The following is a 24,427-nucleotide window of genomic DNA, read 5'->3' as shown; positions in this document are numbered from 1 at the left end:
CGTACGAGTTCACCCGCATCGCCTGGTACTTCGGCTGGCCACTCGGCATCAGCGACGAGTTCCACCGGATGATGGCGGACACGCCGTACATGCTCGAGATGGGACTCGCGCTGGCAGTGCTGGCCCTCGGTGGCAGCGTCCTCACCCACGGTTTGGTGCATCGCTGGGGCGAGGTCTACCCGCGCTGGATCTGGTTCAAGGCGGGACGGCGCATCCCACCCGCCCTGGCAATCGTGCCGGCCGCGGTACTGATCCCGGCCGGGCTGATGAACATCCGGCTGGAAGACAACAACGACGAGTGGGGTCTGGTCCTACCCGGCACGCTCTGGGTCGTCTGGGGCGCTGCCCTGGGAGCAGCCACCTACGCCTACTACCTGCGCCGCCGTACTACGTGTCGCCGGTGCGGCCGCGGGTCGCCTGCGGCCGCAGTACTCAGGTCCCGAAGCGACGCTCGCGCTGCGCGTAGTTCCGGATCGCGCGGAGGAAGTCCACGTGCCGGAAGTCCGGCCAGAGCGCCTCGCAGAAGTAGAACTCGCTCAGCGCGCTCTGCCACAGCAGGAACCCGCCCAGCCGCTGCTCCCCCGACGTCCGGATGACCAGGTCCGGATCGGGCTGGCCTTTGGTGTAGAGGTGCTCGGCGATGTGCTCGACGTCGACCCGCTCGGCCAGCTCCTCGATCGAGATGCCCTTGGCCGCCTCCTCCAGCAGTAGCGAGCGAACGGCATCGGCCAGCTCGCGGCGGCCGCCGTACCCGACGGCGACGTTGACCAGCATTCCCTCGACGTTCTGGGTGGCTGCCTCCGCGCCTTTCAGTACTTCGGCGGTCGCGCCGGGCAGCAGGTCGAGCGCGCCGACCGGGTGGATCCGCCAGCGGCCGATCGAGGTGAGCTCCTCGACCGTCTGCTCGATGATCCGCAGCAGCGGCTCCAGCTCCTCGGCCGGCCGGCTCAGGTTGTCGGTGGACAACATCCAGACGGTGACCACCTTGACCCCGACCTCGTCGCACCAGCCGAGGAACTCGGTGATCTTGTTCGCCCCGGCCTCGTGACCGCGCGAGACCGGGTCGCCGGTCGCCCGGGCCCAGCGCCGGTTGCCGTCGATGATGACGCCGATGTGGCGTGGCATCCGGTCCGGTGACAGCGATCGCGCCAGCCGGCGCTCGTACAGGCCGTACACCGCGCTGCGCAGCTTTTGCTTGCCAGGTGTCCGCATGGGCAGATGATCTCCTCGGGATGCTCGTCTACGAGGCTAACCGACAAACGCCCGCTTGAGAGTGGCCGGAAGTGTCATCGAACTTTCGCCGTCGTTCGTTCGTCGGACACTCCGTACGGCCGTGCCGTACCGGTGAGATCGCCTACATTTCATCCTTACGAACCATTGAACTTACGCGACCGTAGGTTACGGTTGCGTAGGTACCCGCCCGCGCTCGAGAGGATGGCGATGACGGCCAGGACGACCACCAACACCACCTCCCCTGAAGTCGGTCACCGGTTGTCCGGCGCTCTCGCGCCGCTGAAGCCGAAGCTCCGCGGCTGGTTGCACGCCGGCACCTTCCCTCTCGCCACCGCGGCCGGGATCGTCCTGATCTGCCTCGCTCCGACCACCAGCGCGCGCTGGGCCGCCGCCGTCTACACGCTGGGGGCGATGCTGCTGTTCGGCATCTCGGCGCTCTACCACCGGTTCTACTGGGGCCCGACCGGCGAGGCGATCCTGCGCCGGCTCGACCACAGCAACATCTTCCTGCTGATCGCCGGCACCTACACCCCGCTCGGGATGGTCCTGTTGCGCGGCAACGACCGGGTGCTGCTGCTCAGCATGGTCTGGGGTGGCGCCCTGCTGGGCATCCTGTTCCGGATCTTCTGGGTCGGCGCGCCCCGCTGGCTCTACACCCCGATCTACCTGGCGCTCGGCTGGGTGGCGATCTTCTGGATGAACGACTTCTACCACCTCGGTGGCGCGGCCGTGGTCACCCTGCTCGCGATCGGCGGCGGGCTGTACTCGATCGGCGCGGTCATCTACGGCACCAAGCGGCCGAACCCGTCGCCGACCTGGTTCGGCTTCCACGAGATCTTCCACGCCTGCACGGTGGCCGCCTTCATCTGCCACTACATCGCGGTCAGCATCGCGACCTACAAGGCCGGCTGAGCTAGGCCTTCTCGAGCCATTCGAGTTCGTCGGCGAACGGCTGACAGAGTTCGAGCAGGATGGTCCGCAGTACTTCGTAGCGCTCGGATCCCAACTGCTTCTTCCAGGCCGTCTCGACGCGCCCGATCGCCGCAAGGCTGAAGGCGACCGCCTCGTCCCCCTTGCCTGTACGCCGAACCAGCCGGACCCGGCGATCTTCGGGGAGCCGCTCCGACTCCGTGTAGCCCAGCTTCTGCAGGTAGTCGACATGCTGCCCGAGCCCCTGCTTCGTCATCCCCGCGACGCCGGCCAGGTCGGTGATCCGCGCACCCGAGTCCGGGATCAGCTCCAGCAGGCGGTAATGCGACACCCGCAGGCCGGGGAACTCATGCTCGGAGTCGGCCAGGATCTCCGCCCGGAGGTGTTTCAGCGCGAGACCGAACAGGCCGGCGATGTGCACGCCCCGCTCGACGGGCGGCTGTGGGCGGCCCGCGAGGGCGTTGACGGAAGTCATAAGGCAACTTTACTATCTCGATGGTAAGGCTGCTTTACTTCTTCATTGGGGGCCGGCGTCTGAAGGCTGGCTGAAGGGTTCGGCGCCAGGATCGGGACATGACGTCACCACCGGGGGGAACCATGAACGGCACCGCAGACCTGACGGCGCTCGCGCCGCTCGGCCGCGACGCACTGGACGAGCAGCAGTTCACCGAGCTGGTCGAGGCGATCACCGCCGAGCCCGGCGCGCGACCCACAGCCGTCCAGGTGGTGCCGGTCGACTACCTGATCGGCACGCCGAGCACCGAACAGCTGCTCCGGCTGTTCGGTACGGCGGAGTTGCCCAGCGGAGAGCAGGTCGCCTGGTCGTGCTTCGTCAAGAAGCTCCAGTCGGTCCGGCACTGGCCGATGATCCACCTCGTTCCCGAGCCGGTCCGGCAGGACTTCATCGACAACATGCCCTGGCGGCTCGAGATCGCGGTGCATCGCAGCGATCTGGCCGCCATCTTGCCCGACGGGCTGCGCCTACCCACGGCGTACCGGATCGACGAGCACGAGGACGACCGGGCCGTGCTGTGGATGGAGAACGTCGACCAGGCGCCGGGGTGCTGGCCGATGGAGCGGTTCGAGCGGGCGGCGTACCTGCTGGGGCGGTTGTCCGCCCGGCGGCAGGTCCACCTGGTGAAGCCGTTCCTGCCGAGCACGGGGACGGAGACGCCAGGCATCGGGCTGCGGTACTACACGAACGGCCGGGTGCTGATGACTGCCTTGCCCGGCCTGGCCGACGAGCAGACCTGGCGGCATCCGCTGCTCGCTTCGGCGGTCTGCAACGCGGGCGACCACGGACTGCGCGACGATCTGCTCGAACTCGGTGAGCGGCTGCCCGCCGTACTGGATGCGCTGGATGCTTTGCCGCAGACCTATCAGCACGGCGATGCGAGCCCGCAGAACCTGCTGGTGCCGAAGGACAACGAGGACGAGTTCGTCGTGATCGACTGGGGCTTCGACTGCCCGCAGGCGGTCGGATTCGACCTCGGCCAGCTGTTGATCGGGCTGGCGCACGCCGGCGAACTGTCCGCGGACGCGTTGCCGATGATCCACCGCGTCATCCTGCGAGCCTTCATGGAAGGGCTGGCGGCCGATGGCATGCAGGTGCCCGAGGAGCAGGTGCGCTACGGCTATCTCGGGTCGATGCTGTGCCGGGCGGCCTTCACGGCCTTGCCATTGGACTTGTTCGGGAAGAACGACTCCGCCACCGAGGGACTGTTCTACGAACGCGTCCGGTTGACCCGCGCGATCATCGACCTGGTGAAGGAAATCGACTAGGTCTTGGTCGCAGTCAGCGATCGATCGGGCTGCTTGCGCGACCGACGGTAGCGAACGGGGGTGGCGCCCTAACGACCGGATGACATTCGTGTACCAGCCCCTGCACGAAGGATCTCCTCAGCCTCCGCGGGGGTATCCATGAGTTGTGAAGAACCTTCAGTACGCAGCACTGGCAGCCGCTGCCGGCCTCATCCTGGCCGGCTGTGGTGACGAGACGAAGTCCGGCAGCGGTACCACCGCTCCGCCCGCCAGCACGCCTGCGACGAGCACCCCCGCCCCCAGTACGCCCACCAGCGCCCCGAGTAGTACGCGCACGTCCGACGCCCTGCCCCTCACGGTCACCAGAAGCGGTGGTTTCGCCGGCTTCGACGACCGGGTCGTGCTCGGCGCGGACGGCATCGCAAGTGTCAGCCGCCGCGGCCAGAACCCGGTCCGCTGCAAGGTCGAGCCCGGTCTGTTCGACACCGTCATCGCCGCCGTCGGACAGGTCGACTGGGCCGCGGTCGGATCGACGAAACCGACGGTCAGGCACCCCGACGACATGGTCATCGCGGTGTCGGCCGGTGGCGGACTCGCCCGCCTGGAGGACCCCAAGGTCAAGCCGATGGTGGCCCCGGTCGGCAGACTGCTGACCGAGACCACCTCGCAGAAGCTCTGCAAGCCGGTCTAGCCGGCGGTCAGGGCCACGTCGTCGATCACGAAACTGGTCTGCAGTGAGGAGTCCTCGGCACCGAGGAACCTCACTGTGACCGTTTTGCCCTTGTAGGCAAGGATGTTGAGCGTCTTCTGCACGTACGACGCGCTCTTGTCCAGGTTCGAGTACGTCGCCAGCGTGGTCGTCGTACCTCCGTCGACCACCTGCACCTTGACCGTGTCGTAGACAGTCGAGGTGGTCGTCTCAGCGGTGTCGATCCGGAGCCACAACGACAGACTCGCAGCGGTCGCGGCAGCAGGTATCGCGACGGACTGGCCGATGTTCTCGGTGCTGCTGCGACCGTTGCCCTGCAGCCACGCCTTGTAGCTACCGGAGTGGGCCGGCTTGGAGGTGCTGTTGGTGATCACACCCGTCGTACCGGTCCAGTTCGTGGCACCGGACTCGAAGCCCGGGTTGAGCAGAAGGTTGTCCCCGGTGGGCGGCACCGTGGTCCCGTAGTCCTTCTGGGCGTAGTTCCAGATCATGTGACCGATCGCGTCGATCTGACGGTCCAGCGACGTCAGGTTCAGGTTGTTGATCGTGTCGCAGGACCGGTGGTAGCAGGCGTCGAACGCCTGGTTCGCCGTACCGCCCCACTTCGTCGCCTGGGCGGAGGTCTTGATCTCCTCGGCGCCGGAGAACGTCCCGGCGGTCGGGATCCCGAGCGACCGGAACGCCGCGTGGTCCGAGCGGCCTTGCACGTCGACGTACTCGGTCTGGATGCTCTTGCTGGTGAAGTACGCCTTCAGGTCGTCCCGGGCGCCGTTGCCGGCGGCGTTGTCGTCGTAGATGAAGTACCCCGGGTTGGGCGACGCGATCATGTCGAAGTTCAGGTACAACTCGATCTTGGCACGCTCGGCCGAAGGCAGGTTGTTCACGTAGTACTTCGAACCGAGCAGGCCCAGCTCTTCGGCTCCCCAGAAGCCGAAACGCAAACGATTCTTGGGCACCTGGCCACTCGCGGCGTACTCCAGCGCGGTCTCCAGGACGCCCGCGCTACCGCTGCCGTTGTCGTTGATGCCCGGACCGGCGCTGACGCTGTCCAGGTGCGAACCGGCCATCACCACGTGGTTCGGATCGCCTTGCGGCCACTCCGCGATCACGTTGTACGACGTACCGGCCGAGGTCGAGAACGACTGCAGGGTGGTGGTGAAGCCGGCTGCGTCCAGCTTGGCCTTCACCCAGTCGGCGGAGGCGCGGTAGCCGGTCCGGCCGGTGTAGCGGTTGCCGCCGTTGTTGGTGGCGATGGTCTGGAGCTGGTCCAGGTGCGCCTTGGTGTTGGTGACGGAGATGTCGGGTGAGTCGACGGCGTTGGCGGCCGAGCCTGGGACGACGGCGGCCGTGGCGATCAGGGCGACGCCGAGTACGCCGTACAGAGGGGACTTGAGCATGGGCGGATACTCCTTTGCCTCACAAAGGAAGGGTCCGGTGTGCGGCCTGGGCGAGGCCGCACACCGGACCCGGGTGTTAACAGGCTGCTGAGCCTGCCGGAACCGAGATGCCACTGAACGCAGCCTGGATGCCCTTGCACTGGGCAGAGCCCGCTCCGTACAGCTCCTTCGCGGATGTGATGGCGCCGTTGCGGGCGTCCTTGTACGTCGAACCCGAGCTGAGCTTGGTGCTCAGCGTGCGGTACCAGACCTTGGCGGCCACGTCACGGCCGACACCGGCGAAAGTCGTGCCGTTGCAGGCGGTGCTGTTGTACGTGACACCGTTGATGGTCTTACTTCCGGTGCCCTCCGAGGCCAGGTAGAACCAGTGGTTCAGCGGACCGGAGGAGTAGTGCGGGTCGAGACCGCCGGTGCTGGTCGACCAGCAGTCCTTGCTGGCACCGTCCTTGGACGGCTTGTCCATGTAGCGCAGCGGGGTGCCGTTGCCGTTGATGTTGATCTTCTCGCCGATCAGGTAGTCGCCCTTGTCGGCGGCGTTGTTCGCGTAGAACTCGACCATCGTGCCGAAGATGTCGGAGGTGGCCTCGTTCAGACCGCCGGCGTCACCGGAGTAGTTCAGATTCGCGGTGGCCTCCGTGACACCGTGGCTCATCTCGTGGCCGGCCACGTCGATCGCGGTCAGCGGGTGGGTGTTGCCCGAGCCGTCGCCGTACGTCATCTGGGTGCCGTCCCAGAACGCATTCACATACGAACTGCCGTAGTGAACGCGGGAGCGGGCGCCCTGGCCGTTGTTGAAGATGCCGTTGCGGCCGTGGACGTTCTTGTAGTAATCCCAGGTCAGCTGAGCGCCGTAGTGCGCGTCGACACCGGCCGTCTGCCGATTCGAGGCGGCACCGTTGCCCCAGACGTTGTCGGCGTCGGTGAAGGTCGTGCCGGTGCCGGACGTCTTTCCGTTCAGGTCCGTCGTGTAGTTGTTGCCCCGGCTCGGGTCCTTCATCGAGTAGTTGCCGGAACTGCCTGTGGTGCCGATCGTCACCGTGCCGGCGTACATCGAGTTGCCGGTGCCGGTCTTGATCTCGTCGTCAGTGGCCAGCACCGCACCGGAGTTGGCGTCGATGAAGGAGTGCAGCACCGACGGGGTCTGGTCGGCCTTGACGCCGGTCGTGACGACCTCGTAGGCGAGCACCGGCTTGGACGGTGTCACGTAGATGACCAGGGTGCCCTTGTTTCCGGTGGCTTTGAAGCCGGCCGACTTCGCACCCTTGGCGAGCGCCGCCGACTGCGACAGCGTCGGCTTGGTCGACGCGACGCCGACCTTGGCCGCACCCCGGTTGTAGGTGACCCCGCTGATCGCGCCGTCACCAGTGCGCTTCACGATCAGGTCGCCACCGGCGACCTTCAGGCCGTTGAACGTCCGGTCGTAGCGGACGTACTCCGTCCCGTCGGCGTCCTTCACCACATCCTTGACCTTGAGAACTTCACCACTGCCCAGCCCGAGCGCGGCCGCGGTCTTCGCGGACAGCACCTGCTCGGACTGGACGGCGGCCGGCTGGTCGAAGCCGGAAGCGGGCAACGGAGCGGAGCCGACGGCTGCTCCGGCCGGCACGATGGCCAGGCCTGCCGCCGCTACGACGGCGATTGCCCCTACTGATGTCAGTTTCTTCAAGACAGCACTCCTCACGGTGTCGTCGCTGAATGGGCGCAGCGACCGGATTCGTTGGGACACGTGCTTGTTGGCAGGGGAACTCCCGCACCGCGGGAGGAACCAGGGCAGGCCGGGGGCGAATCAGGGCGGCGACTCGCCCCCGGATCCTGCGGAACTACGGTGCGCCGATCAGCTGACGGTCAGCGCGGTGTCGTCGATGACGAAGCTGGTCTGCAACGAGGAGTCCTCGGCACCCAGGAACTTCACCGTGACGGTTTTGCCCTTGTACGCCGTGACGTCGAACGTCTTCTGCGCGTACGCCGAGTTCTTGTCGAGGTTGGACAGCGTGCCGAGCGTGGTGGTCGTCGAACCGTCAACGATCTGCACCTTGACCGTGTCGTACGCCGTGGAGGTGGTCGTCTCAGCGGTGTCGATCTTGATCCACAGCGAGAGGCTCGCGGCGGTCGCCGTCGCCGGGATCGCGACGGACTGGCCGATGTTCTCGGTGCTGCTGCGACCGTTGCCCTGCAGCCACGCCTTGTAGCTGCCGGTGCGGGCCGGCTTCGAGGTGCTGTTGGTGATCACACCCGTCGTACCGGTCCAGTTCGCCGCACCGGACTCGAAGCCCGGGTTGAGCAGCTTGTTGTCGCCGGTGGGCGGCGGCTCGGTGGTGCCACCGCACGCGGCGGCGCCGGCCGGGACCGAGATGCCGTTGAACGCGGCCTGGATGACCTTGCACTCGTTGGAGTCGGCGCCGTACAGCTCCTTGGCGGAGGTGATGGCACCTTCACGGGCGTCCTTGTAGGTGCTGCCCGAGCTCAGCTTGGTGCTCAGCGTGCGGTACCAGACCTTGGCGGCCACGTCGTGACCGACACCGGTGATCGTGCCGCCGTCGCACGCGGTGCTCGAGTGCGTGACGCCACCGATGACCTTGCTGCCGGTGCCCTCGGAGGCCAGGTAGAACCAGTGGTTCAGCGGGCCGGAGGAGTAGTGCGGATCCAGGCCGCCCGTGCTGGTGGTCCAGCAGTCCTTGCTGGCACCGTCTTTCGACGGCTTGTCCATGTAGCGCAGCGGCGTGCCGTTGCCGTTGATGTTGATCTTCTCGCCGATCAGGTAGTCACCCGGGTCGGACGAGTTGTTGGCGTAGAACTCGACCATGGTGCCGAAGATGTCGGAGGTGGCCTCGTTCAGACCGCCGGCGTCACCGGAGTAGTTCAGATTCGCGGTGGCCTCGGTGACGCCGTGGCTCATCTCGTGACCCGCGACGTCGATCGCGGTCAGCGGGTGGGTGTTGCCCGAGCCGTCGCCGTACGTCATCTGGGTGCCGTCCCAGAACGCGTTCACATAGGCATTGCCGTAGTGGGTCCTGCTGCGAGCGCCCTGGCCGTTGTTGAAGATGCCGTTGCGGCCGTGGACGTTCTTGTAGTAGTCCCAGGTCAGCTGAGCACCGTAGTGCGCGTCGACACCGGCAGTCTGCCGGTTCGAAGCGGTTCCGTCGCCCCAGGTGTCGTCCGGGTCGGTGAACACCGTTCCGTTGCCGGACGTGGCGCCGTTGAGGTCCGTGGTGTTGTTGCCGCCACGGTTGGGGTCGGTCATCGAGTAGCTGCCCGACGTACCGATCGAGACTGTGCCGGAGTACATCGAGTTGCCGGTGCCGGTCTTGATCTCGTCGTCAGTGGCCAGCACGGCACCGGACTTGGCGTCGATGAAGGAGTGCAGCACCGACGGCGTCTGGTCGGCCCTGACGCCGGTGGTGACGACCTCGTAGGCGAGGACCGGCTTGCTGGGCGTCACGTAGACGACGAGCGAGCCTTTGTTGCCAGTGGCCTTGAAGTCCGCGGACTTCGCGCCCTTGGCGAGAGCTGCCGACTGGGACAGCGTCGGCTTGGTGGAGGCGATGGCAACCTTGCCGGCGCCGCGGTTGTAGGTGACGTGGCTGATCGCCTCACCCTTGCGCTTCACGATCAGGTCACCGCCAACGACCTTGAGACCGTTGAAGGTCCGGTCGTAGCGGACATATTCGGTGCCGTCGGCATCTTTCACGACGTCGCGGACCTTGAGCACCTCGCCTTTCGCGAGGCCGAGCGCTACGGCCGTCTGCGCGGTGAGCGCCTGCTCGGCCTGGACAGCGGCCGGCTGGTTGAAGCCGGTGGCCGGCAGTGGCGCCGTGCGGGTGGTGGCTCCGGCGGGCGAGCCGGTGAAGGTCGCAGCCAGTCCCGCTGCTGCGACGATGGCCACCGCCCCTGCTGATGTCAGTCGTTTCAAGACAGCATCTCCTCACGGTGTGGTCGCTGTTTGGGCGCAGCAACCGCTTTGTGGTCACTGTTTGGGCGCAGCAACCGCTTGCACATGGGACCGCCGGACGATCCTGACCCAGCAGTGCCATTGCCTACTTGTGACACTGTGTGTCAGGTCGTGCGAGTTCTGTTACATCCGACTGAAGGAGGACTCTGGCCCTTCACAGCAGGTGCCGTCAAGCGATTCCGGCGAAATGACAGGGAAAACCCGCACTGCGCGAGGGGTCAGCGGGCCGCGTTCAACTCACGGCGAAGGTCTTCCGGCAACACGACGGGCAGCCGGCAGGTGAACTTCTGACACACGTACGCCGCGGCGCGGCCGTCCCGCAATTCCCGGCCGGCCATCAGCGGCACGTCGAGACCGGGCTCGCCCTGCACCACCGCGGTGCCCCAGGGCGAATCCGTGATGGCGACCCGCAGCAGTTCCTCGGAGGCACCGGCGATGGCGATCTCCAACGGGCCGGCCGCGAGCGTCTCGGCAACAGCGAGAGCTCTCCCGGCGAACCGGGGCGCCCGGGCGGCCAGCGCCGCCGAGGCCGTCAGCGCCTGTTCGGCGGCGGTCTCGTAGCGGGCCGATCCGGTCAGCGAGGCGAGCGTCGTCAAGGCCTCCGCCGCGAGCGATACGCCAGACGGGCTCGCGTTGTCGGTGGGATCCTTCGGCCGCCAGACCAGCGCCTCGGCATCCGCGGCCGTGTCGTAGAAGATGCCGTCAGCAACAAAGTGCTCGATCACCCTTGTCAGCAGGGATTCTGCTGTCGTCAGCCAGCTCGCATCGCCGGTCACGCCGAGCAACGTGAGGCATGCCTGCGCGAAAGCGGCGTAGTCCTCGAGCACTCCGTGCGCAGTACCGACCTTCCCGTCGCGGGAGGTCCGGTGAAGCCGCCCGGACTCGTCGAGATGCACGTCCCGGACCAATCCGGCCGCGCCGACCGCCGCCTCGACGTACTGGGGCTTGGCCAGTACTACGCCCGCCCGGGCCAGCGCGGTGATGGCGAGACCGTTCCACGCCGCGACGATCTTGTCGTCACGGGCGGGGTAGGTACGCCGGTTCCGCGCGTCCCGTAGTACGGAGCGCAGCTTGTTCCATCGGGCGGGATCGTCCGGGTCCTGGCGCAACTGCAGAACGGACAAGCCGTGCTCGAAGGTGCCGGTGACGTCGCAGAGGTCGATCACCCAGGCGGCATCCTCGGGCTCGAGCACCTCGCGCAGTTGGTCGGGCGACCAGACGTAGTACTTGCCCTCGACACCTTCTGTGTCGGCGTCGAGGGCGGAGGCGAAACCGCCTTCGGGCGTGCGGAGTTCGGCGAGGAGGAAGTCGGCCGTCTCGGTCGCGATCCGCTCGGCCAGCGGCTCACCTGTCAGCGCGAACAACTGGGTGTAGACGTCGAGCAGGAGCGCGTTGTCGTACAGCATCTTCTCGAAGTGCGGCACCACCCACTGCCCGTCCACGCTGTACCGCGCGAAACCGCCGGCGAGCTGGTCGTACATGCCACCCCGGGCCATCCGCTCGCAGGTCTCCGTGACCATCCGCAGCGCCTCGACCGAGCCGGTCCGGCGATGGTGGCGCAGCAGGAAGTCCAGCACCATCGACGGCGGGAACTTCGGCGCTGAGCCGAATCCCGCGTCGACAGGATCGAAGTCGGCTCTCAGCAGGTCGACCGCGCGATCGAGGGTCTGGGCGTCGATCGCCCCACCGGCCGGGTGACTGCGGGCACCGAGTTGCGCCACCACGTCGCGCCCGATCTGGTCGATCTGGTCGCGCTTGGTCTGCCACGCGTCGGTCAGCGACTCCAGCACCTGACGGAACGTCGCCATCCCGTGCCGCGGCTCGGACGGGAAATACGTGCCGCAGAAGAACGGCTCGCCGGCCGGGGTGAGGAACACCGACATCGGCCACCCACCCTGCCCGGTCATCGCGACCGTGGCCTCCATGTAGATCGCGTCCACGTCAGGACGCTCCTCACGATCCACCTTGATACTGACGAAGTGCTCGTTCAGGTACGCCGCGGTCGCCTCGTCCTCGAACGACTCGTGCGCCATCACATGACACCAGTGACAGGCGGAGTACCCGATGCTCAAGAACACCGGCACATCCCGCTCCCGCGCCTCCGCGAACGCCGCCTCGGACCACTGCCGCCACCCCACCGGATTCCCCGCATGCTGCCGCAAGTACGGGGACGTCGACGTTCCGAGTTCGTTCATGAACCCACCCTAGGCAGTCCGAGCCGCCACCCCCATGGAACCGACCCTGCCGTGGACCGGAATTCACGCCCTCACCCAGTATCCTGAGTTTTGCACCACCGGCCTATCGCAGACCCAGGGGAGGTACGCCGTGACCGCGGACATGGTTGCTCCGGCGTGGATGCATTCCCAGATCACGGCTGAGCAGTACGACTCCTGGTCTGCGGAGCAGTGTGCCGGAATCGAGATCGTGGACGGGATGGTCGTGGTGACCCCGAGCGCTTCTATTCGGCACAACCGACTGGCGCGGTTCCTGGCAAACGGGCTGGAGCTCGCCGCGGGTGCGGACTGGAATGCGGATACCGACTTCGACGTCCGCCTGCAGGATGTCCCGCTGACCAATCGCCGACCGGACGTCGTGGTCTACCGAGCGGACAGAATCGACACTTTGCCGATGCGACCCGAGTACGTGCTGCTGGTCGTCGAGGTTGTGTCGCCCGGCTCGGAGACCACGGACCGGGTCGTCAAGGCGGATCAGTACGCGCAGGCCGGAATCGCCTTCTACTGGCGGGTGGAGCAAGCAGCTACCGGCGTCCCACTGGTGTACACCTACGTGCTGGACCCAGCAAGCCGGTCGTACCGCGACGGCGAGGTTTTCACGGGCATCGTGAAGTCGACTGTTCCCTTCGTCGTAGAGATCGACCTCGCCGCTGTCTGATCCAGCTTCGCGTCAGGCGGTTTGGGCCAGGGCTACTGAGAGGCCGATGGCGATCGCCATGACGACCAGTTCGCCGCCTACCAGCTGCCAGAAGGGGGTGGTGAATTCGTTGACCTTGGAGATCACGCGGCGGCGGTGGAAGGCGCCGGCGATGATCAGGACGACGAAGGCGACCGTCTTGGCCAGCAGCAGGCCGCCGTACGCGTCGGAGGTGAGGACGTCGAGGGCCGAGTCGAAGCCGCCGCCCTTGGCCGCGAGCCGGCCGGCTGCGCTGATCACGCCGCTCACCAGGACCGCGATCGAGGAGGCCAGCGCGACCTGGCTGAACCGCTCGAGCACCAGCGGGAGTCCTTGCCGGCTGGCCCGTCCGTACCGGACCAGTCCTGCCAGTCCCCCGACCCAGGTGGTCGCGGCGATCACGTGGATGACCAGGGCGGCGCCCGCGAGTACGACGTACGACTCGTTGCGGGGGTACGTCGTGAGCGCGGGTGGGACCAGTGCGGCGATCGCCACCAGTACGCCGAGTGCCGCGGCCGACGAGGTCTGGACCCGGCGGATCCCGATCGCCAGCGCGACGACGAGGATGCCGGTGATCAGTAGCGCCTTCACCTCCGGCACACCGAGCGCGTCGTCCAGCTTCAGCCGGAGCAGATCGACTCGGGTGTCGGTGAGTACGGCAGCTGTGATGATCGCGCCGCCGAACGCCGCCACCGCCCAGATGATCGCCGAGTTGCTGGCGTCCCGAATCGCTCGCCGACCCTGCAGACCCAGCGGGCCACCGTCCGTACGCAACAGCACCACAGCGGCGAGCAGCGCGCCCGCACAGCCGACGGTGGCCAACGTGGACATCAGCCGGAAGAACGGCAGCAACCAGTCGACGAAGAGGCCGGGGCCGCCGATCCCCACGTCCTGCGGCTCACTGCCGGCGGCGTACAGCCCGACGACCAGCGCCACGGAGGCGACCAGCACCGCACTCGCACCACCCGCTACCAGACGTCCGGGCACGCGATGCCGGGCGGCGCGGGTCGCGGTCACAGAGCGTTCCCGCCCTCGGCACCTTGGTTCGACACGCGCTCACTATAGGGTCGCGGCCGAAAAGAGGTACGTCACGACACCATCTCGTGACAATCCCCTTACCTAGTTGGTTTCGAGCCCGGTTCGGAGGCTTCCGCGTCAGTCGTCCGCGGCGCGGCAGCGCCATCCCGGTCCACTGAGCTGTCCGTGGTCGGCTGGTCTACGGACAGTGCTCGGCCGGGCGCAGTCGCGTCCTCGGCCGTCGGCTGCCCATCGGTGGGATCGAAGTCGATCCGCTTCAACTGTTTGCCCATGTTGCGCCACAGCAGCACCGTGGCGGCACCGAGCGCGAGCACGATCAGCAGCGCGACCCAGCCGGGCCGGACCGAGTTCGGGTCGATCTCGGTCATCGGGCGCCCGGTCGTCAGAAGTGGGGTCATCGCGGTCACCTGGCCAGTGTCTCACCGTCGCGCCCGGCCCTCAGCGCAGCCCCGCGAACAGGTCGTCCTCGGGCAGTTCGGACTCCACCACGCTGCGGGCCAGTTCGTAGTCCTCGGTGGGCCACGCCTGCTGGTGAACCTCCAGCGGTACGGCGAACCACGCGCCGTCCGGGTCGATCTGGGTCGCATGCGCGAGCAGCGCCCGGTCCCGTACGCCGAAGTACTCCGCGCACTCCACCCGGGTGGTGATCCGGCGCTCGTTCTCCGGGTCCGGCTTCCAGTCCTTCAGCCGCTCGGCGTACGGCGATTCGAGGCCGCGGGCAATCATCGCGTCGTGCAGCGCCTTCATCCGCTCGCGGTGGAAGGTGTGGTGGTAGTACAGCTTCAGCGGCTGCCACGGCTCGCCGAGGTCCGGGTACGCCTCCTCGTCACCGGCTGCCTCGAAGGCGGCCACGGTGATCTGGTGGCACATCACGTGATCCGGGTGCGGGTAGCCGCCGTTCTCGTCGTACGTCGTGACGACCTGCGGGCGGAACTCGCGGATCAGCTTCACCAGCGGCGCGGCCGCGTCCTCCACCTTGAGCGAGGCGAAGCAGCCCTCCGGCAGCGGCGGCAGCGGATCGCCCTCGGGAAAGCCGGAGTCGACCCAGCCGAGCCATTCCTGCCGGATGCCCAGGATCTCGCGGGCCGCGTCCATCTCCTGGCGGCGGATCTCGCTGATGTTCGCCAGTACCTCGGGGCGGTCCATCTTGGGATTCAGGATCGATCCACGCTCACCGCCGGTACAGGTGGCCACCATCACGTCGACGCCTTCGGCGACATACCGGGCGGTCGAGGCGGCACCCTTGCTGGACTCGTCATCGGGGTGGGCATGGACATGCAGCAGACGAAGATCTTCGGTCACAAGACACAATGGTCCTCCAAGCCCGAGGAGAACCGTTGACCGACCCATCCGCAACCGACCTGGACGCCCGTTACGGCCGGACCCGTCGTGGCCGCCGGCCGCTGATCCTCGGGGTCGTCGGCGTGCTGGCGCTGACCGGGCTGGTCTGGCTGCTGTGGGCCGCCTTCGTGCAGTCCACGCCGCCGGTGTCGTCACGGTTGCTCGGATACACCATCACGTCGCCGATATCAGCGACCGCGACCATCCAGGTCGATCGCTCGAAGAACGTCGAGGCGAGCTGCCGGCTCCAGGCGAAGGCAGCCGATTTCTCGATCGTCGGCGAGGTCACGCTGAAGGTGCCGGCCGATTCCCCCCGCCGCCAGAGCCTCGACGCCACTCTGACAACGCAGCGGGACGCCACCGCCGTAGTACTGGTCGGCTGCACCACCGCCAACGCCCACCGGCCCCGCTGAAGGCCTCACCCAGCTGACCTTGCTGGTTGGCCGACGGCCTCACCCAGCTGACCTTGTTGGTTGATTTCGCTCGCACCGGCCTGTTCTGTCAGCATCTTCCGGCGCCGGGCGCGTTCAGGAGGGGTAAACGATTGCCTTCAGGGTCGCGCAAACGTTTGCGTATTGTTTGTGAATAGGCGGAACTGTGGGGTTCCGGGCCTGATCTTGCTACGCTCAGTGGATTGGTCGCCGTCGACGACGGCGGCCAACGGCTTTTCTGCCCATCCCATCGACACAAGGAGCAGCCCGTGACGCAGAAGGTTGACGAGGACAGCGTTGTCTGGCTGACACAGGATGGTTACGACCAGCTGAAGTCCGAGCTCGAGCACCTCAAGGGCCCCGCCCGTGCCGAGATCACCCAGCGGATCAGCGACGCCCGCGACGAGGGCGACCTCAAGGAGAACGGCGGCTACCACGCCGCCAAGGACGAGCAGGGCAAGATGGAGGCCCGGATCCGGCAGCTCGAGGACATGCTGCGCCGGGCCCGCGTCGGCGAGACCCCGAAGGCGGGCGGCAAGGTCGAGCCCGGCATGAAGGTGTCCATCAAGTTCGCCGGCGACGACGATGTGGAGACGTTCCTGCTCGGCTCCCGCGAGTTGCTCGCGCTGGACGCGTCGGTCGACATCGACGTGTACTCGCCGCAGTCCCCGCTCGGCTCAGCGATCCTGGGCAAGAAGAAGGGCGACAAGGCAACCTACGCGGCCCCGAACGGCAAGGACGTCACCGTGGAGATCGTCGCCGCGGTCCCCTTCACCGGCTGACCCACCCAGACCCCAGCGCGCCCCGGTGAAACCCACCGGGGCGCTCTCCTGTCCCCACCTCCAGGCACGCCTCTCGCCCGGCGTACTCCGCCTCCCCGGGCGCTCTGCTGTGCCCACACCCGGGTACGCCGCCCGCCCCCGCCGCCTCCCCGGGGCCGCTCTGCTGTGCCCACACCTGGGTACGCCGCTCGCCCCGCCGCCTCCCCGGGGGCGCTCTGCTGTGCCCACACCCGGGTACGCCGCTCGCCCCGCCGCCTCCCCGGGGCGCTCTGCTGTGCCTATCTATCCCGCATATGCCCTCCACTCGCTCGCCTTCCTCGGCGGGTGGTTTCTGGGGGTGGTTGTCGGGACACTGGGGGGCTGTGGAGATTCGGATCGGGACGTCGGGGTGGCTTTATCCGCCGTGGCGTGGGGTGTTCTATCCCAAGGGCCTCGCCCAGCGGCGGGAGTTGGAGTATTTGTCGCGGCAGGTGAATTCGGTCGAGATCAACGGCTCGTTCTATTCGCTGCAGCGGCCGGAGAGTTACCAGCGCTGGCGGGCGAGCGTTCCCGAGGATTTCGTCTTCGCCGTCAAGGGCGGCCGGTTCATCACGCACATGAAACGCCTGCGCGACGCCGACACCGTACTCGCCAACTTCTTCGCCTCCGGCCTGCTCGCCCTCGGACCCACCCTCGGTCCGATCCTCTGGCAGACCCCGGCCAACCTGCCGTTCGACCCAGAGGTCCTCGACACGTTCCTGGCCGCACTTCCCCGTACGACGGGCGAAGCCGCCGTGCTCGCCGCCAAGCACGACCACCGGCTCGACGGTCGCGCGTTGACCGAGACCGACGCCGATCGTCCGCTCCGGCACGCCATGGAGGTGCGCCACCCTGGTTTCGCGGACCCCGCCTTCACCGAACTGCTGTGCAAGCACGGCGTCGCGTGCGTCATCGCGGACACGGCCGGCACCTGGCCGATGTTCGACCAGGTGACCGCCGACTTCGTCTATGTCCGTCTGCACGGCGACGAGGAGCTCTACGCGAGTGGCTACACCGACAAGGCTTTGAAACAATGGGCCAAGCGGATCCGCGGCTGGGCCACCGACCACGACGTCTACGTGTACTTCGACAACGACATGAAGGTGATGGCGCCCAGAGACGCCATCACCTTGCTCCGCCTACTGGACATCTCCCCCAGCACCTGACGGACCAGCTCGGCGCGCCAGGGCCGTCAGCGTGATGTGGCTCGGCGGTACTTGTTCACCGCCAGTGGGGCGAAGACGGCGATGATCACGGCGCACCAGATCAGGCTCAGCCAGACCGGATGCTGTGCCGGGAAGCCGTCCGGACTCGCGAACGGCGACGGGTTGCCGAACAAGTGCCGGCAGGCCGCGACGATCGAGGAGATCGGGTTCCACTCCGCGACCGGTTGCAGTGCACCCGGCAGGTTCGGTGTCGGCACGAACGCATTCGACAGGAACGTCAACGGGAACAGCCAGATCAGCCCGGCGGACGCCGCGACCTCCGGACCGCCCACCGACAACCCGATCAGCGCACCCACCCACAGCATCGCGAACGCGAACAGCAGCAAGATCGCGAACGCCGCCAGCGCCTGCCCGATCCCGTTGTGCCAGCGCCAACCGACGATGAACCCGCAGATCACCATCACCAGCATCACGAACGCGTTGAACACCACGTCCCCGATCACCCGCCCGGCGATCACCCCGGACCTTGCCATCGGCAACGACCGGAACCGGTCGATCAGACCCTTCGACATGTCATCGGCCAGCCCGACGCTGGCGGAGGCGACCGCGAACGCCATCGTCTGGGCGAAGATCCCCGACATCAGAAACTCCCGATAGGCCCGAGCGCCAGGAAAGCCCGGGATCGGAATCGCGTTGCCGAAGACATAGGCGAACAACAACACGAACATGATCGGCTGGATCGTCGCGTAGATCAGCATGTCGGGCGTCCGCGGGATGCGCTTGAGACTGCGCCAGGCGAGCACCCCCGCATCGGACACCGCCCGGCCGAACGGGCTCACCTTGGCCGGCGTACCGGTTGTGCTCATGACTCCACCTCTTCCGCGGCGTGGCCGGTCAGACTCAGGAACACGTCGTCCAGCGTGGGCCGCCGCAGGCCGACGTCGGCGATCCGGACTCCGGCGCCGTCGAGGGTGCGGATCGCTGCCACCAGCGCGGTCGAGCCACCTGGCGCCGGAAGCGTGATCCGCTTGTTGTGCTGGTCCAGCGTCGTCGCATCCGGATCGGTGATCTCGAGCGCGGCCGTCAGCAACTCCAGCGCGCGAGCGGTGTCGTCCGGGTCGTGCACGACGATCTCGATTCGCTCGCCGCCCACCTTCGCCTTCAACTCGTCCGCCGTACCGCGGGCGATCACCGATCCGTGGTCGACCACGACGATGCTGTCGGCCAGTTCGTCGGCCTCTTCCAGGTACTGCGTGGTGAGCAGGATCGTGACTCCCTCGCTCACCCGGTCGCGGATGATCTGCCACAGGTCCAGCCGGCTGCGCGGGTCCAGTCCGGTGGTCGGCTCGTCCAGGAACAGCACCTTCGGATGCGCGATCAGCGAGCCGGCCAGGTCGAGCCGGCGGCGCATACCGCCGGAGTACGTCTTCAGGATCCGGTCGGCCGCGTCGGTCAGGTCGAAGGTCTCCAGCAGTTCGTCCGCCCGCTGCTTCGCCTGGCTACTGCTCAGCCGGTAGAGCCGGCCGAACATCCAGAGGTTCTCCCGGCCGGTGAGCAGCTCGTCGACCGCGGCGTACTGCCCCGAGAGGCCGACCAGCCCGCGGACGGTGTCTGCCTCCTTCACCACGTCGTGGCCGAGCACCCGGGCACTCCCGGCGTCCGGAGCCATCAGGGTGGTCAGCACCCGGACCGCCGTGGTCTTGCCCGCGCCGTTGGGCCCGAGCAGGCCGAGCACGCTGCCTTCCGGCACCTCCAGATCGATTCCGTCGAGCGCCTTGACCGAGTTCTTCCTGGACCTGAACGTCTTCACGAGGCCTGTCGCCTCGATTGCGGCCATCCGAGCCACCCCTTCCGCTGTGATGCAGGTCATCTTGGCGGATGCCGCCGACAGTCTCGAAGTCTTTTCGCTACCCGGAGACTTGAGTCGCAGCGGCTCAACTTTGTTGACATTGAGTCGACATCGCTCAACTTTGCGGTTTACGGTCGCTGGATGAAGCCCGGAATCCTCAATCATCCCGACTTCCGCCGCCTGTGGACCGCCGACCTGCTCAGTCAGCTCGGCAGCCGCCTGGCGATGTCGGCGGCCCCGCTGCTCGCAGTGATCACACTGAACGCCAGCACCCTGCAGGTCTCGGTACTGCGAACCTGTGAGACCGCAGCCTGGCTAGTGCTCGGCCTGTTCGCTGGAGCCTGGGTTGACCGGATCCGCTGTCTCCCTGTGCTCATCTGGTCGGATCTGGGCCGCGCGGTGCTCTACGGATCGATCCCGGTCGCCGCCTGGTTCGGCGTACTGACTCTGACGCAGCTCTACGTCGTACTGGCCCTGTCGGGTCTGCTCACCGTCCTGTTCGACGTAGCGCACAGCTCGTACCCGCCGAGACTGCTCGAGCCAGACCAGTTGCTGCCCGGCAACGCCAGACTGGCTGCCAATCACTCGGTCGCTGCGGTGATCGGTGCAGGGGCGGGTGGGTTCCTCGTCCAGTGGCTGACTGCAGCCGTCACGCTCGGCCTGAACGCGCTCAGCTTCGTCTGGTCCGCACTGTGGCTCCGCTCGATCCGTACGCCGGAGCCTCGGCCGGCGCCGGCCGAACGCCCCAACCTGCGGCGGGAGATCGGAGACGGCTTGCGGTACGTGTTCCGGCATCCGCTGCTCCGGCCGATCGCGCTGACCACGACCAGCACGTTCCTGTTCCAGTCTGCGAGCGGCGCGGTGATGATCGTCTTCCTGGTCAGGGAGGTCCACCTCTCCCCCAGCACGATCGGCTTGCTCAGCATGATCGGGCTACTCGGCGCGCTGGCCGCCTCCTGGTTCACCGAGCGCCTCAGCACGCGGCTGGGCGAGCCCCGCGCGCTGGTGCTCGCCTGCGTCGGGATCGGCGTCGCCTTCCTCCTCCAGGCGCTGACCGGTCCGGGCTGGCGACTGACCTGGTACGTCGTGTCGGTGCTGCTCGCCGCGATCAGCATCATCGTCTGCTACATCCTGCAGTCGAGCATCCGGCAGCGCCTCTGCCCGCCCGAGCTACAGGGTCGCGTCAGCGCCACGATGAGCTTCGTCGCCTGGGGTGTCGCGCCGGTCGGCAGTCTGCTGGGCGGCCTGATCGCCACCGCCACCAGCCTCCGCACCACCCTCTGGCTCAGCGGCGCCGGCGCCCTCCTCGGCGCCGGCTTCGTCGTCTTCTCTCCCCTCCGCACTCTCCACCAGATCCCAGAACCGGCAGCTGCTTCGGGGAGTTGAATCAGTCGGAGGTGATCTGGGCTGAGCCGACGAGGACCTCGACGTCCAGGGCGGCGCGGCCGCGGCCGATCTCGACGTCCTTGGACTGGCCGTTGACCGCGCCGGTCCAGGTGACGCGACCGAGCTGAGCCTCGGTGTGGACGCGGACGTCCGAGCCGCGGCGGAGATTGACGGTCGCGGCGCCCGACTCGACGCGGACCCGCGAACGGCCCTTGGTGATCTGCGCGTCGAGCGTCGCCGTACCGGCTTGGACCAGGACGTCGATCGGCCCGTCGACGTCGGTCACCTTCGCCGTACCGGCAGTGACGCGGACTCGGCTGAGGCCGGGGAGTCGCTCACCGACGACGCTGCCGCCGGTGACCTCGATCTCCACCTCCAGCATCGGGTTGACGCGGATCCACAGCTCCTTGGCGAGACCGTTGACGTGGGACTTGAGGTCGGTCGGGTTGCGCAACATGCTGAACCCGTCAATCGACACCCCCATGTCGCCTTCACTGCTGATCGCGAGCGTGTCCCCGTCGCGCTTGATCACGTGCGGCCCGTCGACAGCGACCCCGTTGATCGCCGGTTCCCCGATCAACCGCACCCGACGGCCGACGGCGCGCACAGTCACCCGCCGTACGCCGGACGGCACCGGCACGTTGCTGTGGTCGGCCTCTTCCTCGTCCCCATCGGCCGGAGCCTCTTCCACCACGGCGTCCTGTACTGCGGGTTCGTCCGCGGTGTCCTGTACTGCGTGCTCGTCCACGACGCTGGCCTGTACTGCGGGCTCGTCGACGACGCCGGCCTGCGAGGCGCTCGGCGCAGGCGTACTGGACTGCGCGCCGGCGACGTCCGGGGAGTCGACAACGTCTGCCCACACGGAAGCCGACGGGATGTCGTCACCCGCCGCGGGGCCTGCCGTCTCGTCAGCGGCGGCCGGCGTCGGCTCACCGGCCGTCGACCCGGCCGCAGTCGACGCCTCAGCCGCGGTCGGCCTTGCGGCGGCGATCAGTGTGGCCGCCTCGTCGCTGGACAGGTGGCCTTTGGCGACCCGGTCGAGGATGTCCTTCACGCGGCGGTCGTAATCGCTCTGGTTGCTCATGTCCTCCAGTCCAGCACCCGGACGGGTCCAAACCAATAAGGGATGCCCCCGGACCTTCCCCGCCACCGCCCGGAGACCTGCTCCACGCAGCTGCCAGCGGGCGCGCAGTACGCGTGTTCAGGACGCCGGCCGGAACGAACGGGTCACTTCCTCGAAGGTCGCGTGGCTCGGGTCCCACTGACTGTCAGGCGTCGACCAGTACAGCCCGTACGCCTGGTGGGGGCTGGTCACCACGCCACGGATCACGACGTGCTGCCGCCCGGAACGACCGGAGTACGTGAACTCCCAGTCGGCTGCCTTGTCGAAGTAGTCGACCGCCTCGATCCGGATCCGGCGGTAGTCGGCGTACCCGTCGCGCCGCGCCTGCTCCTGCTGCCGCCAGTCCGCGACCGGGTCGGCCTTCGGCTGGTCGGTCTGGTCGATCAGCAGCAGGCGTGAACCACCTGGTTCGCGAAAGGACACCCGCTGACCGTCGCGCGTCCGCGTCCACCCGGCGGGTACGGCGAGCGAGAAGCCGGTCGAGTCGGAGTACCGAACGAAGCCAGCAGGCAGCTGGATCGGCGTTGGCTGCCCGGACGGCCGCACCGACGGCGTCCTGCTCGTGGTGACAGCCGAACTGGGCTTGGTAGGCGAGGCGCTGCTCCGAGTACCCCCACTCGCGGGAGCCGTCGTAGGCGCCGTACTACGAGGCGCTCGCGTACTCGCAGTACTCGGCGCCCCGCTCGGCTTCTCATCACCACTCAGCCGCACAATCGCCCACCCCACCAACACACACGCAACCAACACCACCCCCACCCCAACCACCACCCCCCGCGCCCGCCCCGAACGCACCGACGAACGAGCACCGCCCCCTTCGCCTACAGGGTCAGCACCGCCGAGGGCGCCGACCCGCTCGGCGGCGAGCCCCCCGACCGGGACGGACCTCTCAGCAGCAGGACCACCCTCCGCGCCCCACTCGGGCCGCCCGTCGACGGCGTCGGAGCCCGGAACGGGTGTGGACCGTGCGACGGGTGCCGGACCAGATGCGGGAGCACGCTCCTCGACCGGCTCGGTACGCGCCGTGGCGGATCCGCGCGCTCCGGCGAGGTCGGGCCGCTTGACGGCGGGAGCACGCCGCTCGGCGACATCGGATCGCTCGGTGGAATCGGGCTGCGTGGATGGCACGGGCACCTCGGGCCGATGCGGCTGCTCGGTCGGCTCGGGTGCCTCGGTGGGATCGGGCGCCTCGGTCGGATCGGACGCCTCGGTGGGAACGCGTGCGTCGGTGGCGGTGGGGTCGGGTGGGTCGGTGGCGGTGGGGTTGGGGTGCTCGGTGGGAACGCGTGCGTCGATGGCGGTGGGGTTGGGGTGCTCGGTGGGAATGGGGGCCGCGTGCGGAGTGGGGGTGGGGGTGGGGGTGCGGAGGTTTGGGGGGAGGGGGAGGACTCGGGTTTTCTGGCCGCGGTCGGCTTCGGGGGTGGGGGTGTTGGGGGTGGGTGCAGGGATGGGAGTGGGGGTTGGCGCTGGGGTGTGGGCTGCTTGTTGGAGTAGGTGGCGGGCCTCGGCGACGCCGGTTCGCTCGGACGGGTCTTTGCGTAGGAGACCTTCGAGGACGGGGGTCAACGGGCCGGCCAAACGCACCGGGTCGGGCGGTTCGGTTACCGCCGCGGTCAAGGTCGGGAGGGCGGCACCTCGGTCGTACGGCGGCCGGCCCTCCACAGCGGTGTAGAGGGTGGCACCCAAAGACCACAGATCCGACGCAGGACCCGCCCCGCGCGCCTGGATGCGTTCGGGAGCCATGTACGCCGGCGATCCGACAATGGCACCCGAGATCGTCAGCGACGGATCGCCCTCCAACGTCGCGATGCCGAAGTCGGTCAACACCACCCGCCCGTCTTCGGCAAGCAGCACATTGCTCGGCTTCACATCTCGATGCAGTACGCCGACCGAGTGCGCCGCCTCGAGCGCGGAGAGGACCTGAAGCCCGATCATCGCGACATCCCGCCAGGGCAGCGGACCCTGCTCACGGATCCGCTCCGCCAGGGTGTGCGACCGGATCAGCTCCATCACGATCCACGGCCGGCCCGCTTCTTCGACCACGTCGTACATGGCGACGACGTTGGGGTGGCTCAACTGGGCGGCCGATCGCGCTTCCCGCAGCGTCCGACGGCGCAGTACGACGCGTTCTTGGTCGGGCAGCTCCGGCGGGAGCAGGATCTCCTTGACCGCGACCTCGCGACCGAGCAGTTCGTCCCGTGCCCGCCAGACGACTCCCATGCCGCCGCGCCCGAGGGTGTCGGCCAGCCGGTAGCGCCCTGCGAGCAGATGACCCTTGATTGCACGACCGGACATGCTCGCTCCAGTGCCCACCACACGTCGCGCCTAAAAGACAGCAGTGCGGGTCACGGCGGAGTAGCCCGTGACCCGCACTGCCTTTCTGTGTACTGCGCGGCTCCGACCCCGG

21 protein-coding genes are annotated in these 24,427 nt (G+C 67.8%); 8 read left to right on the top strand and 13 right to left on the bottom strand.

What is annotated here, in order from left to right:
- Positions 1-432 precede the first annotated feature (432 nt).
- Complete coding sequence (locus EV138_RS24900; RefSeq protein WP_112244371.1) at positions 433-1,212, bottom strand: isoprenyl transferase; 780 nt, start codon at positions 1,210-1,212, stop codon at positions 433-435.
- Between the two features lie 228 nt (positions 1,213-1,440).
- On the opposite strand from EV138_RS24900, the gene trhA reads away from it, so the two are divergent.
- A complete protein-coding gene (gene trhA, locus EV138_RS24895; protein WP_133981188.1) occupies positions 1,441-2,145 on the top strand; it encodes a PAQR family membrane homeostasis protein TrhA in 705 nt (234 codons plus the stop codon).
- Between the two features lies 1 nt (position 2,146).
- On the opposite strand, the gene EV138_RS24890 is transcribed toward trhA, so the two are convergent.
- Positions 2,147-2,638, bottom strand: a complete 492-nt coding sequence (locus tag EV138_RS24890) for a MarR family winged helix-turn-helix transcriptional regulator (RefSeq protein ID WP_133981187.1) — start codon at positions 2,636-2,638, stop codon at positions 2,147-2,149.
- Positions 2,639-2,736: 98 nt separating this feature from the next.
- Here EV138_RS24890 and EV138_RS24885 point away from each other — a divergent pair, with 98 nt between their 5' ends.
- Both EV138_RS24885 and EV138_RS24880 read left to right on the top strand, forming a co-directional pair.
- Positions 2,737-3,945 (top strand): phosphotransferase, encoded by a 1,209-nt coding sequence (locus EV138_RS24885; RefSeq protein WP_238158337.1) that lies wholly within the window; start codon positions 2,737-2,739, stop codon positions 3,943-3,945.
- Between the two features lie 145 nt (positions 3,946-4,090).
- Positions 4,091-4,615: a hypothetical protein gene (locus EV138_RS24880; protein WP_133981186.1), complete on the top strand. Its 525-nt coding sequence runs from the start codon at positions 4,091-4,093 to the stop codon at positions 4,613-4,615.
- Here the strand turns inward: EV138_RS24880 and EV138_RS24875 are convergent.
- The 4 genes from EV138_RS24875 to EV138_RS24860 form a co-directional block, all read right to left on the bottom strand.
- The gene (locus EV138_RS24875; RefSeq protein WP_133981185.1) at positions 4,612-6,030 is read right to left on the bottom strand and encodes a M28 family metallopeptidase; all 1,419 of its coding nucleotides are present in this window, start codon (positions 6,028-6,030) and stop codon (positions 4,612-4,614) included. The two genes, EV138_RS24880 and EV138_RS24875, sit on opposite strands and share 4 nt — an antisense overlap.
- A gap of 76 nt (positions 6,031-6,106) precedes the next feature.
- Complete coding sequence (locus tag EV138_RS24870) at positions 6,107-7,696, bottom strand: M4 family metallopeptidase (protein WP_238158336.1); 1,590 nt, start codon at positions 7,694-7,696, stop codon at positions 6,107-6,109.
- A gap of 168 nt (positions 7,697-7,864) precedes the next feature.
- Positions 7,865-9,940 carry a M4 family metallopeptidase gene (locus tag EV138_RS24865; RefSeq protein ID WP_238158335.1) on the bottom strand — a complete coding sequence of 692 codons (2,076 nt, stop codon included), beginning with the start codon at positions 9,938-9,940 and terminating at the stop codon, positions 7,865-7,867.
- A gap of 257 nt (positions 9,941-10,197) precedes the next feature.
- Positions 10,198-12,174 (bottom strand): thioredoxin domain-containing protein, encoded by a 1,977-nt coding sequence (locus EV138_RS24860; RefSeq protein ID WP_133981184.1) that lies wholly within the window; start codon positions 12,172-12,174, stop codon positions 10,198-10,200.
- Positions 12,175-12,304: 130 nt separating this feature from the next.
- Here EV138_RS24860 and EV138_RS24855 point away from each other — a divergent pair, with 130 nt between their 5' ends.
- On the top strand, positions 12,305-12,871 hold the full coding sequence (locus tag EV138_RS24855) for a Uma2 family endonuclease (protein WP_133981183.1): 567 nt from the start codon (positions 12,305-12,307) through the stop codon (positions 12,869-12,871).
- 12 nt (positions 12,872-12,883) lie between these two features.
- Here the strand turns inward: EV138_RS24855 and EV138_RS24850 are convergent, their stop codons facing one another.
- From EV138_RS24850 to mca, 3 genes are all read right to left on the bottom strand, one after another.
- Positions 12,884-13,906 (bottom strand): CopD family protein, encoded by a 1,023-nt coding sequence (locus EV138_RS24850; protein ID WP_133981182.1) that lies wholly within the window; start codon positions 13,904-13,906, stop codon positions 12,884-12,886.
- A 98-nt stretch (positions 13,907-14,004) separates the two neighbouring features.
- Positions 14,005-14,325, bottom strand: a complete 321-nt coding sequence (locus tag EV138_RS24845) for a hypothetical protein (protein WP_133981181.1) — start codon at positions 14,323-14,325, stop codon at positions 14,005-14,007.
- 40 nt (positions 14,326-14,365) lie between these two features.
- Positions 14,366-15,277 carry a mycothiol conjugate amidase Mca gene (mca, locus tag EV138_RS24840; RefSeq protein WP_202866813.1) on the bottom strand — a complete coding sequence of 304 codons (912 nt, stop codon included), beginning with the start codon at positions 15,275-15,277 and terminating at the stop codon, positions 14,366-14,368.
- Between mca and EV138_RS24835 the strand changes: the two genes are divergently transcribed.
- The 3 genes from EV138_RS24835 to EV138_RS24825 all read left to right on the top strand — a co-directional run bounded on the left by EV138_RS24835 (position 15,265) and on the right by EV138_RS24825 (position 17,665).
- Complete coding sequence (locus EV138_RS24835) at positions 15,265-15,681, top strand: DUF4307 domain-containing protein (RefSeq protein WP_133981179.1); 417 nt, start codon at positions 15,265-15,267, stop codon at positions 15,679-15,681. The two genes, mca and EV138_RS24835, sit on opposite strands and share 13 nt — an antisense overlap.
- 287 nt (positions 15,682-15,968) lie before the next feature.
- Entirely contained in the window at positions 15,969-16,481 is a 513-nt protein-coding gene (gene greA / locus EV138_RS24830; RefSeq protein ID WP_112244399.1) for a transcription elongation factor GreA, read from the top strand.
- 362 nt (positions 16,482-16,843) lie between these two features.
- Positions 16,844-17,665 carry a DUF72 domain-containing protein gene (locus EV138_RS24825; RefSeq protein WP_238158334.1) on the top strand — a complete coding sequence of 274 codons (822 nt, stop codon included), beginning with the start codon at positions 16,844-16,846 and terminating at the stop codon, positions 17,663-17,665.
- A 26-nt stretch (positions 17,666-17,691) separates the two neighbouring features.
- Here EV138_RS24825 and EV138_RS24820 read toward each other — a convergent pair whose 3' ends face one another.
- Complete coding sequence (locus EV138_RS24820) at positions 17,692-18,531, bottom strand: ABC transporter permease (RefSeq protein WP_133981177.1); 840 nt, start codon at positions 18,529-18,531, stop codon at positions 17,692-17,694.
- Positions 18,528-19,502: an ATP-binding cassette domain-containing protein gene (locus EV138_RS24815; protein WP_133981176.1), complete on the bottom strand. Its 975-nt coding sequence runs from the start codon at positions 19,500-19,502 to the stop codon at positions 18,528-18,530. Before EV138_RS24815 ends, EV138_RS24820 begins: the two co-directional genes overlap by 4 nt.
- A 153-nt stretch (positions 19,503-19,655) precedes the next feature.
- On the opposite strand from EV138_RS24815, the gene EV138_RS24810 reads away from it, so the two are divergent.
- The gene (locus tag EV138_RS24810) at positions 19,656-20,900 is read left to right on the top strand and encodes an MFS transporter (protein WP_133981175.1); all 1,245 of its coding nucleotides are present in this window, start codon (positions 19,656-19,658) and stop codon (positions 20,898-20,900) included.
- Between the two features lies 1 nt (position 20,901).
- Here the strand turns inward: EV138_RS24810 and EV138_RS24805 are convergent, their stop codons facing one another.
- Both EV138_RS24805 and EV138_RS37370 read right to left on the bottom strand, forming a co-directional pair.
- Positions 20,902-21,984 carry a hypothetical protein gene (locus EV138_RS24805; RefSeq protein WP_133981174.1) on the bottom strand — a complete coding sequence of 361 codons (1,083 nt, stop codon included), beginning with the start codon at positions 21,982-21,984 and terminating at the stop codon, positions 20,902-20,904.
- A gap of 117 nt (positions 21,985-22,101) precedes the next feature.
- The gene (locus EV138_RS37370) at positions 22,102-24,315 is read right to left on the bottom strand and encodes a serine/threonine-protein kinase (protein ID WP_166678668.1); all 2,214 of its coding nucleotides are present in this window, start codon (positions 24,313-24,315) and stop codon (positions 22,102-22,104) included.
- Positions 24,316-24,427: the final 112 nt, after the last annotated feature.

Origin of the sequence: Kribbella voronezhensis (assembly GCF_004365175.1) — a bacterium.
GTDB classification, from domain to species: Bacteria; Actinomycetota; Actinomycetes; order Propionibacteriales; family Kribbellaceae; genus Kribbella; species Kribbella voronezhensis.
Note: the sequence above shows the minus strand (reverse complement) of the source record. Positions and strands in the feature narration are given on the sequence as shown.

What these genes read in the sequence shown, in the direction of transcription:
- trhA (WP_133981188.1), top strand. Translation starts at nt 1,441, where the DNA reads ATGACGGCCAGGACGACCACCAACACCACCTCCCCTGAAGTCGGTCAC.
- EV138_RS24885 (WP_238158337.1), top strand. Translation starts at nt 2,737, where the DNA reads ATGACGTCACCACCGGGGGGAACCATGAACGGCACCGCAGACCTGACG.
- EV138_RS37370 (WP_166678668.1), bottom strand. Translation starts at nt 24,315, where the DNA reads ATGTCCGGTCGTGCAATCAAGGGTCATCTGCTCGCAGGGCGCTACCGG.
- EV138_RS24805 (WP_133981174.1), bottom strand. Translation starts at nt 21,984, where the DNA reads ATGAGCAACCAGAGCGATTACGACCGCCGCGTGAAGGACATCCTCGAC.
- EV138_RS24820 (WP_133981177.1), bottom strand. Translation starts at nt 18,531, where the DNA reads ATGAGCACAACCGGTACGCCGGCCAAGGTGAGCCCGTTCGGCCGGGCG.
- EV138_RS24890 (WP_133981187.1), bottom strand. Translation starts at nt 2,638, where the DNA reads ATGACTTCCGTCAACGCCCTCGCGGGCCGCCCACAGCCGCCCGTCGAG.
- EV138_RS24860 (WP_133981184.1), bottom strand. Translation starts at nt 12,174, where the DNA reads ATGAACGAACTCGGAACGTCGACGTCCCCGTACTTGCGGCAGCATGCG.
- EV138_RS24875 (WP_133981185.1), bottom strand. Translation starts at nt 6,030, where the DNA reads ATGCTCAAGTCCCCTCTGTACGGCGTACTCGGCGTCGCCCTGATCGCC.
- EV138_RS24845 (WP_133981181.1), bottom strand. Translation starts at nt 14,325, where the DNA reads ATGACCCCACTTCTGACGACCGGGCGCCCGATGACCGAGATCGACCCG.
- EV138_RS24900 (WP_112244371.1), bottom strand. Translation starts at nt 1,212, where the DNA reads ATGCGGACACCTGGCAAGCAAAAGCTGCGCAGCGCGGTGTACGGCCTG.
- EV138_RS24815 (WP_133981176.1), bottom strand. Translation starts at nt 19,502, where the DNA reads ATGGCCGCAATCGAGGCGACAGGCCTCGTGAAGACGTTCAGGTCCAGG.
- mca (WP_202866813.1), bottom strand. Translation starts at nt 15,277, where the DNA reads ATGGGTCGGTCAACGGTTCTCCTCGGGCTTGGAGGACCATTGTGTCTT.
- EV138_RS24810 (WP_133981175.1), top strand. Translation starts at nt 19,656, where the DNA reads ATGAAGCCCGGAATCCTCAATCATCCCGACTTCCGCCGCCTGTGGACC.